The following is a 14,538-nucleotide window of genomic DNA, read 5'->3' as shown; positions in this document are numbered from 1 at the left end:
CGCGATGGCCCTCAGGGATGCGACGTCGCGTGGGGCGTCGCCATCCGCACGCGGACGCCGAAGCCGAGCCACAGGTGAGTGGTGCGCTCGCGAAGACTCTCGTCACCCGTGCGGCCGTTCATCTTCACCTCGAGCGAGTCATAGCGCCCGCCCGTGCAGCTGGCGAAGAGCCCCACCCAGAAACTCCCACCCAAGTTCCTGTCGAACCCGGCCTGGAGCGTCACGTCCGGACCGGAGTACGCGATGTCGATGCCTTGCACGGTGAACGAGGCCCGCTCGTAGCCGAGCGCCACGCCCGTCCAGGGGTTGTAGGGCCCCGAGGGAATCCAGTGGTAGTTCCCCTGGAGCCCGAAGCGCAGGTGGCTGCCCGGACACGTGGTGTCGCTGGAGCAGTGCAGCCGCATCTGCGCGTGGGAGAGCTGGAGCCAGGGGCCGAGCTCGACATTCGAGCCGATTCGCACCGTGGGCTCCACGATGGCGGCGAAGAGCCCCTTGTAGACTTCGTACAGATAGAACGGGTCCGGCGAGCCATCCATCTGCCCGCCCGGCATGAGATAGCCCGCACGCACGGAGAGCCCCAGCCAGCGCGGAAAGCTGGCGCCCCCCTCCGCGGACACCTGCGCGACGGCGCTCGAGGACACCAGGAAGGACAGCAGGGCCAGCATCCGCGCGGTGGGACGAGAGAGCGTTTGCATGCGTGGGCGTCGGGTTATTACGGTCGCTCGACGGTCGTCAACCCAGGGCTCCCGGTGTCTCCCTTTCGCTCCGCATCCGTTCCGCGCCTGTTCACGTTGGTGGCTGTCGTCCTGCTCGGCGCTTGTGGTGGCCCGTCCGCCGAGGAGGACCTGCGCGTCTGCGCCGAGGTGGAGTGCACCGCCGGCCGCTGTGTCGCCGAGAACGGCGCCCCCGTGTGCCGCTGTGGCGCCTTCGAGGAGGCCGCCGGCCTCACCTGCGCCATCGCCGCCTTCCGCCCCTCGGACGACCACGGTGACACGGTGGAGACCGCCACCCTCCTGGCCCACACCGCGGACTTCCAGGAGGGGAGCATCAGCCCCCTCTTCCGGGACAAGGTGGACCGGGATGTCCTCGCCGTGCCCGCGCTGGCGGGCCATGGCTTCCGCTTCACCCTGCGCCCCGGAACACTCACCGCGGTGTCCTGGAATGCGCTGGATGCCCAGGGGCGACGGGTCCACGTGAGGTCCTACCGCGCGCCGGAGGGCGAAGTCGTGGAGCTCGTCTCCACGCCGGAGGCGCCCCGCTTCATCGAGCTGTCCGCCGGGACGGGCCGTGAGGGCTCGGGGACGTACAGCTATCGGCTGGAGGACCTGGGCAAGGATGCGCACGGCGACACGCCCGCCACGGCGACCCCCATCGCGATGCCCAGCGCGCCGTTCCCCGTCGCCTTCGAGTTCGCGGGAGACATGGACTTCTTCACCTTCCGCACCGAGCCGGGGCGCAGCTTCCGGTTCTCCTGTGAAGCCGTCTCGGTGACCTTGTGGGACAGCGCGGGCGCCCAGGTGCACGGCTACGTGCTGGGCAACGAATGGCGCTCCTCGGTGGGACGCATGAGCCAGGAGGCGAGCACCTGGTATGTCAGCGTCCACAAGAGCGACGGCGTGTGGAGCACGCAATGCCGGCTCGACGACCTGGGGACCGACGAGCACGCGAACGGGATGCTCGGCGCCACCCTGCTCGTCCCGGGAGTCCCCCTCACGGCGCGACTGCATGGCACCAACGACGTGGATGTCTTCTCCTTCGAGGCCACCCAGGGCCACATCTACGCCGTCGGCGTGTCCCCCGCGCGCGAGCGCCGCATCCAGCTCACGGACGCGGCGGGCAAGGTCCTGGTCGAGTCCGACTGGGGACGCATCGTCCACGAAGCGGCGTCGACGGGGCGCTACTACGTGCACGTCCTCCAGGACGCCCAATGGTGGAGCGACTTCCAGGTGGAGCTGAAGGACCTCGGGCTGGATGACCACGGCGGCACGCCCGAGACCGCCACCCGCATCGAGGTGGGGCAGAGCGTCGAGGGGCTCATCCACAGAATCGAGGACCTGGACGCCATCGCGCTCCAGCTCGATGCGGACGGCGTCTATCAGGTCACCTGCACGCCGGACTGCTCGCTGCGCGCGAGCGCGCCCAGCAGCACCCTCCGCATGCAAGGCACCTCCAGCAGAGGCGTCTGGAAGGCGCACATGCTGGCGTCGGCGCGGGTCACCTTCCTCATCGACTCGCGCTCGCCTCCCTACGCCTTCACCTTCCGGGTGGAGCGGGTGGGGACGGATGACCATGGCGACGACGCGGCCCACGCCACGCTGGTGACGCTCCCGGTGAGCCTGGAGGGCGTCTTCGAGCTGGGCTCGGACATCGACGAGCTCGCCGTCATGCTCGAAGGCGGGACGACCTACGTCGTGTCCCCCGGTGGGGCGAAGGTGCAGCTGTTCGACGCCGAGGGCGCGAGCGTTCCCATCGTCAGCGACACGGCGACGAGGACCCAGCGCGTGACGACCACCGCCTCGGGACTCCACCGCGTGGTGCTCTCATCGCAGGACCCCTTGGTGGGCATCGCCAAGAGCTGGCACTTCACGTTGAGCGCGCCGTGAGTCACTCGGGCCCGGCGCGCACAGCCCATCCGCGCTGCTACACGGCCGAGCGACAGTAGGCCACGAACCCCAGCGCCGACTCTTCTCTCCGCACGCCTTGCCCCAGCAGGGTCAACACCTGCGCGAGGTCCGCCTCGACCACCATGTCGAGCTGGTCGCAGTGCGGCTCGAAGGAGTGCGCTTCCGGTATCCAAATCTCCAGACAAGCGTCCATCGAATGATTCAACTCCCTGCAGGCGGCCAGCTCCGGAGCCTGCGCTCCAGGCCCGGTCAAGACGCTTAGTCAATCATACAGAACCACCTGTCGTGAGGAATCGCCGGGCAGACACAATAACCCGGGTTGCCATTGGCCCAAGGACAGCCAATCTCCCTGTCCGGGGTGCAGGCCCTGCCCTGCAGGGAATTGCAAGTAACAACCTGCGCGGACACCTCCGTCAGCGTTTGCTCCCGCGGAACGGGGAGTCCAAGGCGCCAAGCCCCTCTTGGGATTTCCATCCAGCCGACGTTCACGCGTACACTGCCGCGGCGGTACGGAAGCTGGGGGGGACGGATGATTCTTCAAGAGCGTCAGGCTGAAGCGAGTGTCTTGGATTCAGGGTCCGGCAGCATTGGCGGAGACGGATTCTGGCAGTCCTTCCGGGTCGTGCTGGGTGTCTTGCTGCTCACCGCCGCGGCAGGTCTCCTCGGGGTGTACTACCTGGGCGCTCTCTGGCCTGGGACGTGGACCGACACGGTCCAATCGTATCTGCGTGAAGGCAAGGTACCGACCACCCCCTCCGCCTCTCAAGGCAAGGACGCGTCGGGCGCTGAAGCGGCCGCACAGCTCAACACGGCCTCGGGAGTCGAGGCTCCGCCTCCGAGTGAAGCGTCCTCCCAGGAGAATCGCGGCAAGCCGAAGGGGACCGGCGTGCTCCTGACCTTCGTGGTCCTGGTGCTGCTGGGGATGCTCTGCTTGCAACGCAAGCTTCAGGGCGAGCGGACCTTGTGGGGGCTGGTGTTGGTGGCCATGATCTTCGTGGCCATGGCGAGCAACCTGCTGCCTCGGTACGCGTTCTGGACCTGGGCGCTGTCGGCGCTGCCCGCCCTGCTGGTCATCCACCACGGCTTCTACCTGGGGCTCATCAAGCCCCGCCTCATCTCGCGAGAGGTGTTGCACAGCTTCGGTCATCAGGAGCGGGCAGACCTCAAGGAGATGGTCGAGGCGAATGACCGTTACTTCAATACGAGCAACATCGCGTTGCGCTACGGGTTGCCCGCCCTGGCCATCGTCGCCACGGGGGCCGTCGCCGCCTTTGTCCTCAACCCTGTCTCGGAGGGCGCGCTCAACATCGTGCTCGTCAAGAATGGGACGCCGTTGATCTCCGACACCACGCTGGAAGCAGCCCGCCTGGGCGTGGCTGGCGCGTACGTCTACGTCCTCCTCTACCTGGGACAGCGGGGCTTCCGGCATGACATCACCAGCGGCGCGGCGCTCTGGTGCGCGGTCACCCTGGCCCTGGGCCCCATCATGGCCGCGGCCATATCGAAGGTCTGGGTCGCGGGCGTGGGGACCGCTGGCGAGTCCACGGGCTGGGGCACCCAGGCCCTGTACCTCGGGGTGGGCATGGCTCCCCGGTATGTGGCTCAAGCCATCGCCCAGCAGGCGCAGCGACTCGGAAAGGGGGCGACGACGTATGTTCCGCCCGCCCGCTCCATGCCGCTCGCGATGATTCGCGGCGTCACGCCGCAGATAGATGAGCGCCTCCAGGAGGAGGGCATCCACGACGTGGTGGGGATGGCCATGGCGGACCCGCTGCGGCTCCAACGCAACACCAACTTCGACAAGCACCAGATTCTCGGGTGGATTGACTCCGCCCTGCTGGCCCAGGCGCTTCCCGAGGCCTGGGAGAACCTGGAGAAGAAGGGCCTGCGGGGTGCCAGGGACCTGGTCTGGTACGTCACCGGCGCAGTCGAAGAGAAGGTCGCGGGCTTCGAGGAGTTGGCACAGACGGATGGCCTGAGTGAGCCGCTGCTTCGCAACGTGGCGCAGCGGCTGATGCACGATGCCCAGGCCCAGCGCATCCAACTGCTGTATCAGCTCGTGGATGATGTCGGGGCGCGTGAGGCTGCCACTCGTGACGTGCACGACGCCATCGCGGTGATGTCCGCCAGCATGGGGGCGCTGCCCGAGGCACAAGGGGCGAAGCCCCTGTCAGGTGACGCCGCGACAGAGACTCCGGCGGTCCTTCCTTCGACGACGGTCCCGCCCAATTCATAACGGGGCTGCGCCCCAGGACAGCCTCGAGGGGAACAGACGCTGCCCGCCACCTCGATTTCGAGCGTCGCGGGCAGCGTTTCATTCAAGCCCGGCTGGGATGCTCAGTTGGGCATGCAGACCCACTTGTTGTGGGGAATCGCCTGGCAGAAACAATAACCCAGGGTGCCGTTGGCGAAGGTACAGCCAATCTCCCGATCCGGATTGCAGGCCCTGTTCTGGAGGGACTCGCAGGTGGCGGCCTGAGCGGACACCTCCTGCTCGGGAAGAGCGCCCGTCTCGGTGCCCTCCGGGACCTCTGCTCCACCACAGCCGACGATGGAAACGAACGCCGCAAGCGCCAGTACACGAAGAATCATGATGGAAACCCCGTTGCAGTTGTAGCCCTCGAATCCAACTGCGGGCCCGCGCCTTGGGTCAAGTCCCACCCTGCTGACGCGCTGCGCCCAATGTCCACCCGATATCAGACATCGAGGCTCCGGAACGGCCGTGGACCGCTACCCTTCGCGCGTAGGACGAGCCACGAAGCGGGCACGGCCTCCGGCGATTCACGCTGGAGACCCGCCCGCTCCGTGGACTCACGCTAGCGAGACGTGATCGAGAACCCGGTGCAGTCCCCGCTCTCCCTCGTCCAGAGCGAGGTGACGGGACCTTCCTTCACGTAGAGCTCGCCGTTGCTCGCGAGCACCGCGATGCCCGTGCCCGAGATCTGGAAGGCGCTCACCGCCGAGCTCTCCCATTCCCAGGGCGCGTCCCACGCCCCTTCCTTCACGTAGACCTCGCTGTTCGTCTTCAGGATGCCGATGCGGCTGCCCGACAGGGAGATGGCCTGGACGTCACCCGTCACCAGGTTCCACAGCTCGGTGAGCGCGCCTTCCTTCAGGTAGAACTCGGCATCGGTCTTCAGCATGCCGACGCGGGTGCCCTCGAGTGCGAGGGCCTTCACGTCTCCACTCATCCGGACCCAGGGGGCGTCCCAGGCGCCTTCCTTCACGAAGGCCTCGCCGTTCGTCTTGACGATTCCGATGCGGTTGCCCGCCAGCGTGATGGCGGCCACGTCTCCCGTCACCAGGTTCCACAATTCGGTGAGCGCGCCATCCTTCAAGAAGAACTGGCCATTCTGCTTCAGCACGCCGATGCGCGTGCCCGAGAGGGCGATGGCCTGGATGTCGGCGCTTTGAACGACCCAGGCCGCGTCCCAGGTGCCTTCCTTCACGTAGGCCTCGCCGTTCGTCTTGACGATGCCGATGCGGTTGCCCGCCAGCGCGACAGAGGCCACGTCCCCTGTCACCAGATTCCACAGCTCGGTGAGCGCGCCTTCCTTCAGGTAGAGCTGGCCCCCTTGCTTCAACATCGCGATGCGGGCGCCGTCCGCGGGACAGTACTCTCCCGCCTCCAGACACTGCCCCCGGCAGGCCTGGGCCGTGGGACAGACCTGATTGCCATCCAGGCACGTCTGCCCACGTCGCATGCAATAGGTGCCGCAGAGGTACGCGTTGCTGCAGATGTACATGCCCCGCAGACAGGTCTCGAGGCCGGGGCGATAGCAGGCCCCACCACACTCCTCGGAGCCCCGGCCGCAGACGGTGCCGTTGCTGCAATTTGAGCTGCCCGGGAAGTAGCAGGCGCCGCCCAGCGGGAAACCACAGGTCAACGAACCCGTGGGGCACTGCGCGAGGGCCTCCGTCGAGACCAGCGCGACGAAGAGCGACAGGAGGATGGAGAGCAGAGGCCCGGTGGAGGGCTTGAACCGTTTGGGTGTCATGTGTGTGTTCATGAGGATGTCCGAGCTACGGCGTGGCCAGGACGAGCTTCGTGGTGGTCGTGGTCTGCCAGGTCCAGAGCTCGGTCCACGCGCCTTCCTTCACGTATCCATTGCCATCCGTCTTGACGATGCCGATGCGCCGGCCCGACAGCGAGATGGACGCCACGTCCCCCGTCACCACGTTCCAGGCCGAGGTGAGCGCGCCTTCCCTGAGCACGAACTCACCGTTGAGCCGCAGCACGCCCACGCGGTTCTCCGTCAGCGCGATGGCCTTGCTGCTGGTTCCCAGCGCGACCCAGGGGGCGTCCCAGGCGCCTTCCTTCACGTGGGCATCGGTGTTCGTCTTGATGATGCCGATGCGCTTGCCCGACAGCGCGATGGACGCCACGTCCCCCGTCACCAGGTCCCACAGCTCGGTGAGGGCTCCGTCCTTCAGGTAGAACTGGCCATTGGTCTTCAGCATGCCGATGCGCTTGCCAGACAGGGCGAGGGCCTTGACGTCGCCGCTCATCAGGACCCAGGGGGCGTCCCACGCGCCTTCCTTCACGTAGGCCTCGCCGTTCGTCTTGATGATGCCAATGCGCTTGCCCGACAGCGTGATGGAGGCCACGTCGCCCGTCACCAGGTTCCACAGCTCGGTGATGGCGCCGTCCTTCAGGTAGAAGTCACCGTTCAGCTTCAGCACGCCGATGCGGCTGCCGGCCAAGGCCACCGCCTGGATGTCACCGGACTGAGGGACCCAATCGGAGGCGGCGCCACCCTCGTGCGCGTGCACTTCCCCGTTGCTCTTCAGGATGCCCACGCGAGGAAGGGGCGGGAGGGTGACGTCCATCTTCTCCTGGAGGAAGACCGTCATGACGGCGTAGCCCGTCTCGTTGGGGTGCGCGGTGCCCGTGGTATCCTGCTCGCTGTCCTCCGGCCCTTGATTCGCGGCCGCGTCGTAGCCGTTGTTCACCCAGCGATTGCTGGGTGAGGCGCACAGCCCGTGGCCCACGCCAGTGCCGACTCCCGCGAACGCATCGGAGATGCCCGACACGTAGTTCCAGCCATGGCGCTCGGCGGCCTCCTGCATCATGTTCATCAGGGGCACCCGGACATAGCCATCCAGGTACACCAGCTCTCCATAGGACGCGTCCGCACCAAGGCTGGGCAGGAAGTTCGTCTCCTCCAGGATGGCCGGGCAGACCTGCCCCGAGTTGCCACGCACGAAGTCCGGATACTCCATGAGGTACGTGCTGCGCACATCGAAGCCCTTCTGCTTGAGCGTCGCTTGGAACAGGTCATAGCTCGCGGGCAGGGCGGCCTTGAGCACATCGACCTTGGAGCGCAGCTCCTGCCCGTCGTTGCCCTGGTGGCAATCCGTGTGCACGACACAGAACCGGAGGATGTCTGCGAAGCCCACGTCATTGCCGCCGGCGCTGAGGACGAGCGCGTCGATGGGGCGATTGCCCACCAGCGCCTCGAGCCTGTCGACCTGCGAGGGCATGTAGTGCTCGGGATTCCAGGCGCCGTGCTGGTAGGCGGGGGCCTCGACGCCCACATAGGGGCCGAGGATTCCCGAGCCACGGGGCGGCCCGTCGCTGGCGGTGGCGAAGCCGTCGTGGATGCTCCAGATGGGAGCACCGGTCCAGTTCTCGTCCTTGTAGGTCGTCCGCTGGAGGGTCGCGCCGGAGCACGCCAGTGACAGGAAGGTCACGGAGGAGTGAGGATCACTCGACTCCAGGGCCAGCGCGGCCCGCGCCGCCGGGGCCTTGAAGGAGCGATGGCATCGCGCATTCTTCCAGACCGGGTGCGTGTCGTTGTCCCAGTTCGCCACGACGTCCGGAGCCCCTTCCCCAGAGCCATAGGAGTCACCCAGGCTCACGACGAGGTAGTCCCGAATCGTCACGAACCGTTGGTACTCCGCGGTTTGAATCGGCCCGCTCACCACGAACTCCGCGTAGGTGATCTTCAGGCGGACGTCATAGGCGCCCTGGGTGGGGAAGGTATGGTTGATCTTACAGAGGCCCCCCGTGTCGATGGTCGTGCCGGAGATGGTCCAGGTGAAGTTATAGCCAAAGAGGGAATAGCCGCCGTCCTCGAGCTCCGGAGGACAGCCATTCAACGTGATGAAGTAGCCGTCGTTGGCATCTGGATGGAGATAGCTCGCGGACTCGTTTTCTCCGCTGGAGAAGCGGGAACTCTGATACCAACGAATGCCCTCGGCCAAGGGATTGTACGGGTCGGTGAGCGCCTTTGCCTCCGACCCCGTCTGCTGCGGCACATCCTGGCGGTTGCCTTCAGGGGAACCACACGCCAGGGTGATGCACAGGACCGTGGCGAACACGGCTTGCATACAACGATACATGAAGGATTTCCTTTGCGCGCGAAATGGAGGGCCGCGAGGAGACGGGTTGCTGATTTCCCCCTGACGCGCGCTCGAACCAGCTCCCCGACCAGGCCCTGAGCCGTCTTAGCCGCAAGTCCGATTTCCAACAAGTGTGGTTTGGCACAATGGGTGGACCGAAGGTTGTCCCACTCGCGTGAAAAGACTGACAGACCTCCGGGCCACCACGGTGAGCGAAGATCCTGCGCTCACACTGAAGGGATGGGCACGCGTGGAGGCGCATGCAAAGTCCGTCGTCCCCACGGACAGACACACCTAGTGACGCCAAGGCCACACTAGAAAGCTCAGGCTGAACCCAGTCTCCGTGGCCGCACTGTCGTGGCCGTTGACAGGTCCAACGTCGCCACGCTGCTCAGGTCCACGACGCTTTCAGGAAGGCAACGTCCTCGTGGCCCAGCGTGGGCACGACGAGCGCGCGGTCGAGATACTGATTGAAACGCTCGCAGGAGCACTCGGGGAGGAAGAGGCACCCGTGGCACGCGGCGCCCTCCAGGTCGCGGTCATCACGGCCCGTGGGTTCGTGATGCGCGCAGACAGGGTCGTTGGAGCACAAGCGTGCATCCTCCAGCGCCCGGGCGAGGTGCTGCCCCAGCCGCCTCCCCTCCTCCACCAGACCGCCCAGCGTGCCTTCCGCGCCCGTGGTGCCCGTCATCAACAAGATGCCCGCCATGGGGACGGCGTCGCTGTGCGGCGCGCAGTAGAGCCGCTCGCGGATGGAGCTCGCGGGATAGCCACACTCCAGCGCCACCTGGGTCATCAACAGGTGCGCCAGCGAATGGAGCAGGTAGAGCCGCACGCCCGGGAACGGGAGCTTCGAACCGGAGCCCTGCTTCCAGCGCTCATATCCTGCCCGGAGCACCTCTTCGCGCCGCAGCACGGGCTCGGACATCTCCCAGGCATGCACCTGCTGCTCGTCGAGCACCAGCAGCATGCCCTCGCCCTGCATCTCCGTGACGGGGACCCAGTCCCGGTGGAGCGACATCGGCGCGAGCGCCACGTCCAGGTCGTAGCGGCCCTGGAGGTCCTTCGAGAGGGGCTCCAGCCGCGTGAAGCCGACCTGGGCCTGGACCTCCCGCAGCCGCCGCGCCAGCACCACGCGTTCGACCAGCGGGGGCAGTCCCTGGGGCCGAGCGATGCGCCGGGCCCAGAAGACCTCGGTGCGATCCCTGGGCATCTCGCCAGGCTTCTCTTGAGGCTGCGCGAGGAACTGGAGCCACTCCGCGGTGCGAATCTCCGGGACGGCTTCGGGCATGTGCTCGCGCTCCGCGGTGATGGCCGCCAGCACCTCCCCGTTGGAGGCGGAGCCCAGCGCCGCCTGAACCTGGGGGATGGTCCGGAAGGCCGGCAGCGTCTCCGCGGTGGCGGACTGGAGGATGCTCCACGCGGACTGCACCTTGCGCCGGAGCGACTCCGGCTCAGGGATGGTGATGGCGCTGGTGGTCTGCGCGAAGTAGCCGTTGCTGGCGGTGCGGACCAGCAGTCGCTGCTTCTCGTCGCAGCGCTCCCGCGCCTCCAATCCCAGCCAGGGCCGCTCCCCGTCGCAGCGGTCCTGCTGCTCCTTGTGGGTCATGTCGATGAGGCGCCTGCGCTTGCCGCACGTCGAGCACGCGACCTCGATGTCACTGAAATCACCACTCACCCCCTCCTCGAGCTTGAGCTGAGGGGCGTCGCAAGGCTTGCGCTCGTGCATCCACCAGGTCCAGTCGATGTCCGACAGGTGTCCCCGAGGACAGGCCGTGACGAAGCGCACCGGAACGCAGCGCTCGGGCTTCGCGTCCACACCCGCGCAGCGGTGGCGGTACTCCTGGTTCACGCGCTCCAGGCTGTTGGCCCGAACCAGCGTGCGGCAGTGGGGGTTCTGGCAGACGAACCAGCGCGGGAACTCATACACCTGGATGCCGCAGGACTCCGTCGGCTCTCGCTCGTCGCCAGCCGGGGGCTTGCGGAAGGGAGCCTCCTTGCTGAGCGGCCACTTGTTGCGGTGGTACAGCGGTTCGACGATCTCCAGGAGCCGTGGTTCGTTGACCACCTCGCCCTGCCCCTTGAGCCGCCAGAAGTCCAGGCCGCCCACCAAGACTGCATCGTTCAGCAGGTCCAGCATGCTGCCCGGACCGAAGGTGGAGACCACCTGGCTCTGGCGCACGCGCCCATCCGGAGGCCGCGTCGAGCGGGCCCGGGTCCACTTCCTACGGTTCGTCATTCGCCACCTCCTCCGTCGCGGCCTTCGGGGCGCGGTAGCCGCCCAGGGGTTGACGTGAAATCCACAGGTGCACCGAGGACTCCACGTCGCGCATGGACGTGGGCGCCTCGAACTTGAGCTCGTCCTGGGTGAGGTTGTCGGTGCGGTCCAGGAAGCCGCGCAGCAGGGGCTTGAGCCCCTTCCCCGCCGGGTCGTAGGGCGAGTACGCGCGCTCGGCGGCGTCCTTCTTCGCCTGCTCGATGATGTTGTGCCACGAGTCGAGCAGGCCGCGTGCGCGCTGCATCACGATGTCGCTGGCGCGCTCCGCCTCCTCCGTGGGCAGTCCTCGGCCCGCGCGCTTCGCCAGGATCTCGAGCGCCTGCTCCAGCGCGTCCCGGTGCGCCTGCAAGGACTTCCACTCCAGGGGCGCGGTCATGGCGGTGTCCAGCAGCCGGCCCAGGGCCACCACCACGCCCGCGAGCCCCCGGTCGAGCGCCGGTGCGGAGAAGGGAGTCACCGAGGTGGCTTCGACGAAGCGATAGAACGACTCGTGGTACGTCCCGAAGCGCTCGTAGTGGCTGCGGTCTCGAGGCTTGGCCGCGTTGAGACACGTCACCACGAGGCCGGGCTTGTTCATCTTTCGGCCCACGCGGCTGGACGCCTGGATGTACTCGCTGGTCGTCTTGGGCTGTCCCGCCACGACCATGAGGCCCAACCGGTCGATGTCCACGCCGACGGAGATCATGTTGCTGGCGAGCACGACATCGATGCTCTGGGGCTGGCCGTGCGTGAGCTCCAGGCGGTTCTTCGAGACCTTGATGTCGGCGGTCTTCTCCCGGCTGGTCAACTCGATGGGCTCGCCGCGGATGGTCCTGCCCCGGTACCAGGGATGCTCGGCGTCCTTGCTGAAGTCCTCGGGACGACGGCGGACGCGGTCCATCACCAGTCGGCGCACCTCGTCCTCGACCAGTCGGCGCATGCCGCCCAGTTCTCGCAGGCTGTTGAAGTAGCCGACGAGCGTCAGGTACGGGTCCGCGCTCACGGCGCCGTGGAGTTGTTCGCCGCGCGCGGCGGCGGCGAGCAGGCTGACATAGACGCGCAGCAGGAGGGCCTTCATGGGCCGCCCGGGTGCCGCCACGCCGACGTATTGGCGCGCGCCCTTCTTGCCCACGGAGGCGAAGAACGTCTCGGAGGCATCCACGCCGGGCGGAGGGAAGAGCGCGACGTCCCGTCCATAGAGGCGACTCACCTGTTGTCGGGAGCGGCGGACGGTGGCGGTGGAGGCCACCAGCTTCGCTCGGGGCGCGAGTGTCAGGACGGCGCCTTCGTAGAGGCCCACCATGGAGCCCAGCGGGCCGGAGATGAGGTGCAGTTCGTCCTGCACGATGAGCTCTGGGGGAGGCAGCCCCTTCGGGAGCATCACGAGCGCCGCCTTCACGTCCGCGGCGTCGTTGCACGGACCGACGAAGCGCTTGCCGGTGCGACCGAGGACTCGGCCGAAGAGCAGCCCCGTCTCGCCACGCCACGGCAGCATGGCGAACTTGTCCACGGTGGCGACGAGGAAGCACGGCAGCTCGCGGTAGATCTGCTCGTCGACGAAGAGGACGGGGAGCCCTTCTGGGTTGCGGCCCAGGTTGAAGGCGCACGCGATGTTGGCGCAGCCGACGAGCACCCCCTCGGGTCTGGACTTGGAGGGTCGGAGGATGAAGCACTCCCGTTCGAACGGCGTGGCGCACCAGGGGCAGGTGGCGAGCGGGAACGGCGATTGGGCGCGGGCGCTGTTGTCGTTCTTGTACTCGGTGATTTGAGTGGAGGCCTGCTCCAGCGTGTTGGCGGTCGCGGAGCGACCGACCCACAGTCCGATGGAGAAGCGCACGATGCCCAGACGTTTGGGCTCCTGCTGGCGGAGCACTTCGAGCGCGCAGATGAGGGTCGCGGCGCGACCGAGCTGGTCGAGTGTGAGCAGCCGCAGCGTGTAGCGAAGCAGCACGGCCACGCCCAGGCCGCCGTGGAGGTGGGATTGCCCTCGGAGGCGACGCAGGAGCAAGGTGAAGGCAATGAGGCCCAGGTAGGCCTGCGTCTTCCCGCCGCCGGTGGGGAAGAAGATGAGCTCCACGAGCTCACGGTCCGCGTGGCCTTCGTGCTCGACGGAGGGGAGGTTGAGCAGGATGAAGGCGAGCTGGAAGAGCCGCCATTTGGGAGCCTCGTCCTGTCGGACCTTGCGTTCCGACTGAGCCATGACGCTGTTCATCCAGCGGAAGGCGTCGAAGGCGAGAGGTTCCCGGGCCAGGATTTGGATGCCGTCCTCGATGCGATCCGCCGCGCGTCGAGCCCTGCGAATGAGCTCATCTCGAGTCTCCTCGCGGCGTTCGCTCCCGACAGCGACCGTGGCCTGGGTGGTCACCCATTCACGGTAGGCCCGGACCAGGGGGAGCAGGGCCGCTACGGCCTCCGAAGGTGTCGTGAACGCGGCGAGCTGCTCCATGCCCACCGTGACTTCGTCAATCTGCCGCGCTTCGACGGGGAGCACCTCGACGCGTGGCAGCCAGTCTGTTTCGACGCGGGTGACGGGGACGGAGGCGACGGGGACGCGAACGGAGATGCCATGGCCCACGGCCCACCGCTGGCGGTCGCGGAACTGGAGGTCGTTGACGAGGTCGTCCTCGTCCTCGCTCCTGGCGTCGCTGGAGTCCTGTCGGCTGACGAAGCCCTGCGCGCATTCCAGGGCGAGGTGGGTTTGGAAGACGTAGGCCTCGTCCCTGTCGGCGGAGGTGCTGGTGGGAGGGCGAGCGTTGACGAGGAAGATGGCGACCGCGAGCTCGCCTTCGCGAGTCTTCTCCACGTGGCCTTCCAGGCGCAGGCCACCGCTGTCCTGGAGGTACAGACCTTCCCGCAGCGCCGCGTCGTCCAGGTGCAGAGTGACGGTGCGCTGATGGAAGGTACGACGCCAGTGCTTGCGCTCCTCTGCGTCGAGGCGCTGGTAGTCCGCCCAGCAGACATGGGCCGTGAGCTGGGAAGTGCCCGCGGGGACGAAGACGGACAGGCCCATGGACGCGGGCAGGCGGCGGACCTTCTTGGCGGTCGGGTCAGGGCGGGAGGATTCCTCGTCGTCCTCGTCATTGCCTGCGGCCAGGTCGTCTTCCTCATCGTCGGGGTCATCATCGATAACACCCTGGTCGAGCGGGACAAGGAAGCCAGTCAGATACCAGCGGGACGGTGGTGTGCGGAGCACTTCCGTGGCGTCCGAGACAGGAGCACCCGGAGGCTTGTGGAACGGACCCACGAGGTCCGCTTCGAGCGCATCGATGAGGTGGGAGCGGACCGCTCCCGTGTCAGTGGCATTCATGTGAG

Annotated in this window: 9 protein-coding genes; 2 read left to right on the top strand and 7 right to left on the bottom strand. The window is 67.2% G+C overall.

Annotation, left to right across the window (positions count from 1 at the left end; genetic code table 11):
- Positions 1 to 11: 11 nt before the first annotated feature.
- Complete coding sequence (locus LXT21_RS20080) at positions 12 to 695, bottom strand: hypothetical protein (protein WP_254039753.1); 684 nt, start codon at positions 693 to 695, stop codon at positions 12 to 14.
- Positions 696 to 749: 54 nt separating this feature from the next.
- On the opposite strand from LXT21_RS20080, the gene LXT21_RS20075 reads away from it, so the two are divergent.
- Complete coding sequence (locus LXT21_RS20075) at positions 750 to 2,603, top strand: hypothetical protein (RefSeq protein WP_254039752.1); 1,854 nt, start codon at positions 750 to 752, stop codon at positions 2,601 to 2,603.
- Positions 2,604 to 2,640: 37 nt separating this feature from the next.
- On the opposite strand, the gene LXT21_RS20070 is transcribed toward LXT21_RS20075, so the two are convergent.
- Positions 2,641 to 2,817: a hypothetical protein gene (locus tag LXT21_RS20070; RefSeq protein WP_254039751.1), complete on the bottom strand. Its 177-nt coding sequence runs from the start codon at positions 2,815 to 2,817 to the stop codon at positions 2,641 to 2,643.
- A 372-nt stretch (positions 2,818 to 3,189) separates the two neighbouring features.
- Between LXT21_RS20070 and LXT21_RS20065 the strand changes: the two genes are divergently transcribed.
- The gene (locus LXT21_RS20065) at positions 3,190 to 4,860 is read left to right on the top strand and encodes a hypothetical protein (RefSeq protein ID WP_254039750.1); all 1,671 of its coding nucleotides are present in this window, start codon (positions 3,190 to 3,192) and stop codon (positions 4,858 to 4,860) included.
- A gap of 101 nt (positions 4,861 to 4,961) precedes the next feature.
- Here LXT21_RS20065 and LXT21_RS20060 read toward each other — a convergent pair whose 3' ends face one another.
- The 5 genes from LXT21_RS20060 to drmA form a co-directional block, all read right to left on the bottom strand.
- Positions 4,962 to 5,216 (bottom strand): hypothetical protein, encoded by a 255-nt coding sequence (locus LXT21_RS20060; protein WP_254039749.1) that lies wholly within the window; start codon positions 5,214 to 5,216, stop codon positions 4,962 to 4,964.
- 224 nt (positions 5,217 to 5,440) lie between these two features.
- Positions 5,441 to 6,622: a hypothetical protein gene (locus LXT21_RS20055; RefSeq protein WP_254039748.1), complete on the bottom strand. Its 1,182-nt coding sequence runs from the start codon at positions 6,620 to 6,622 to the stop codon at positions 5,441 to 5,443.
- 25 nt (positions 6,623 to 6,647) lie between these two features.
- The gene (locus LXT21_RS20050; RefSeq protein WP_254039747.1) at positions 6,648 to 8,969 is read right to left on the bottom strand and encodes an SGNH/GDSL hydrolase family protein; all 2,322 of its coding nucleotides are present in this window, start codon (positions 8,967 to 8,969) and stop codon (positions 6,648 to 6,650) included.
- A gap of 391 nt (positions 8,970 to 9,360) precedes the next feature.
- Complete coding sequence (drmB, locus tag LXT21_RS20045) at positions 9,361 to 11,208, bottom strand: DUF1998 domain-containing protein (protein ID WP_254039746.1); 1,848 nt, start codon at positions 11,206 to 11,208, stop codon at positions 9,361 to 9,363.
- Complete coding sequence (gene drmA, locus LXT21_RS20040) at positions 11,195 to 14,533, bottom strand: DISARM system helicase DrmA (protein WP_254039745.1); 3,339 nt, start codon at positions 14,531 to 14,533, stop codon at positions 11,195 to 11,197. Before drmA ends, drmB begins: the two co-directional genes overlap by 14 nt.
- Positions 14,534 to 14,538 lie beyond the last annotated feature (5 nt).

It is taken from the genome of Myxococcus guangdongensis, assembly GCF_024198255.1.
Taxonomy (GTDB): Bacteria; Myxococcota; Myxococcia; order Myxococcales; family Myxococcaceae; genus Myxococcus; species Myxococcus guangdongensis.
Note: the sequence above shows the minus strand (reverse complement) of the source record. Positions and strands in the feature narration are given on the sequence as shown.

Coding starts and splice junctions, on each gene's coding strand:
- LXT21_RS20070 (WP_254039751.1), bottom strand. CDS start 2,817: ATGGACGCTTGTCTGGAGATTTGGATACCGGAAGCGCACTCCTTCGAG.
- drmB (WP_254039746.1), bottom strand. CDS start 11,208: ATGACGAACCGTAGGAAGTGGACCCGGGCCCGCTCGACGCGGCCTCCG.
- LXT21_RS20080 (WP_254039753.1), bottom strand. CDS start 695: ATGCAAACGCTCTCTCGTCCCACCGCGCGGATGCTGGCCCTGCTGTCC.
- LXT21_RS20050 (WP_254039747.1), bottom strand. CDS start 8,969: ATGTATCGTTGTATGCAAGCCGTGTTCGCCACGGTCCTGTGCATCACC.
- LXT21_RS20060 (WP_254039749.1), bottom strand. CDS start 5,216: ATGATTCTTCGTGTACTGGCGCTTGCGGCGTTCGTTTCCATCGTCGGC.
- drmA (WP_254039745.1), bottom strand. CDS start 14,533: ATGAATGCCACTGACACGGGAGCGGTCCGCTCCCACCTCATCGATGCG.
- LXT21_RS20055 (WP_254039748.1), bottom strand. CDS start 6,622: ATGACACCCAAACGGTTCAAGCCCTCCACCGGGCCTCTGCTCTCCATC.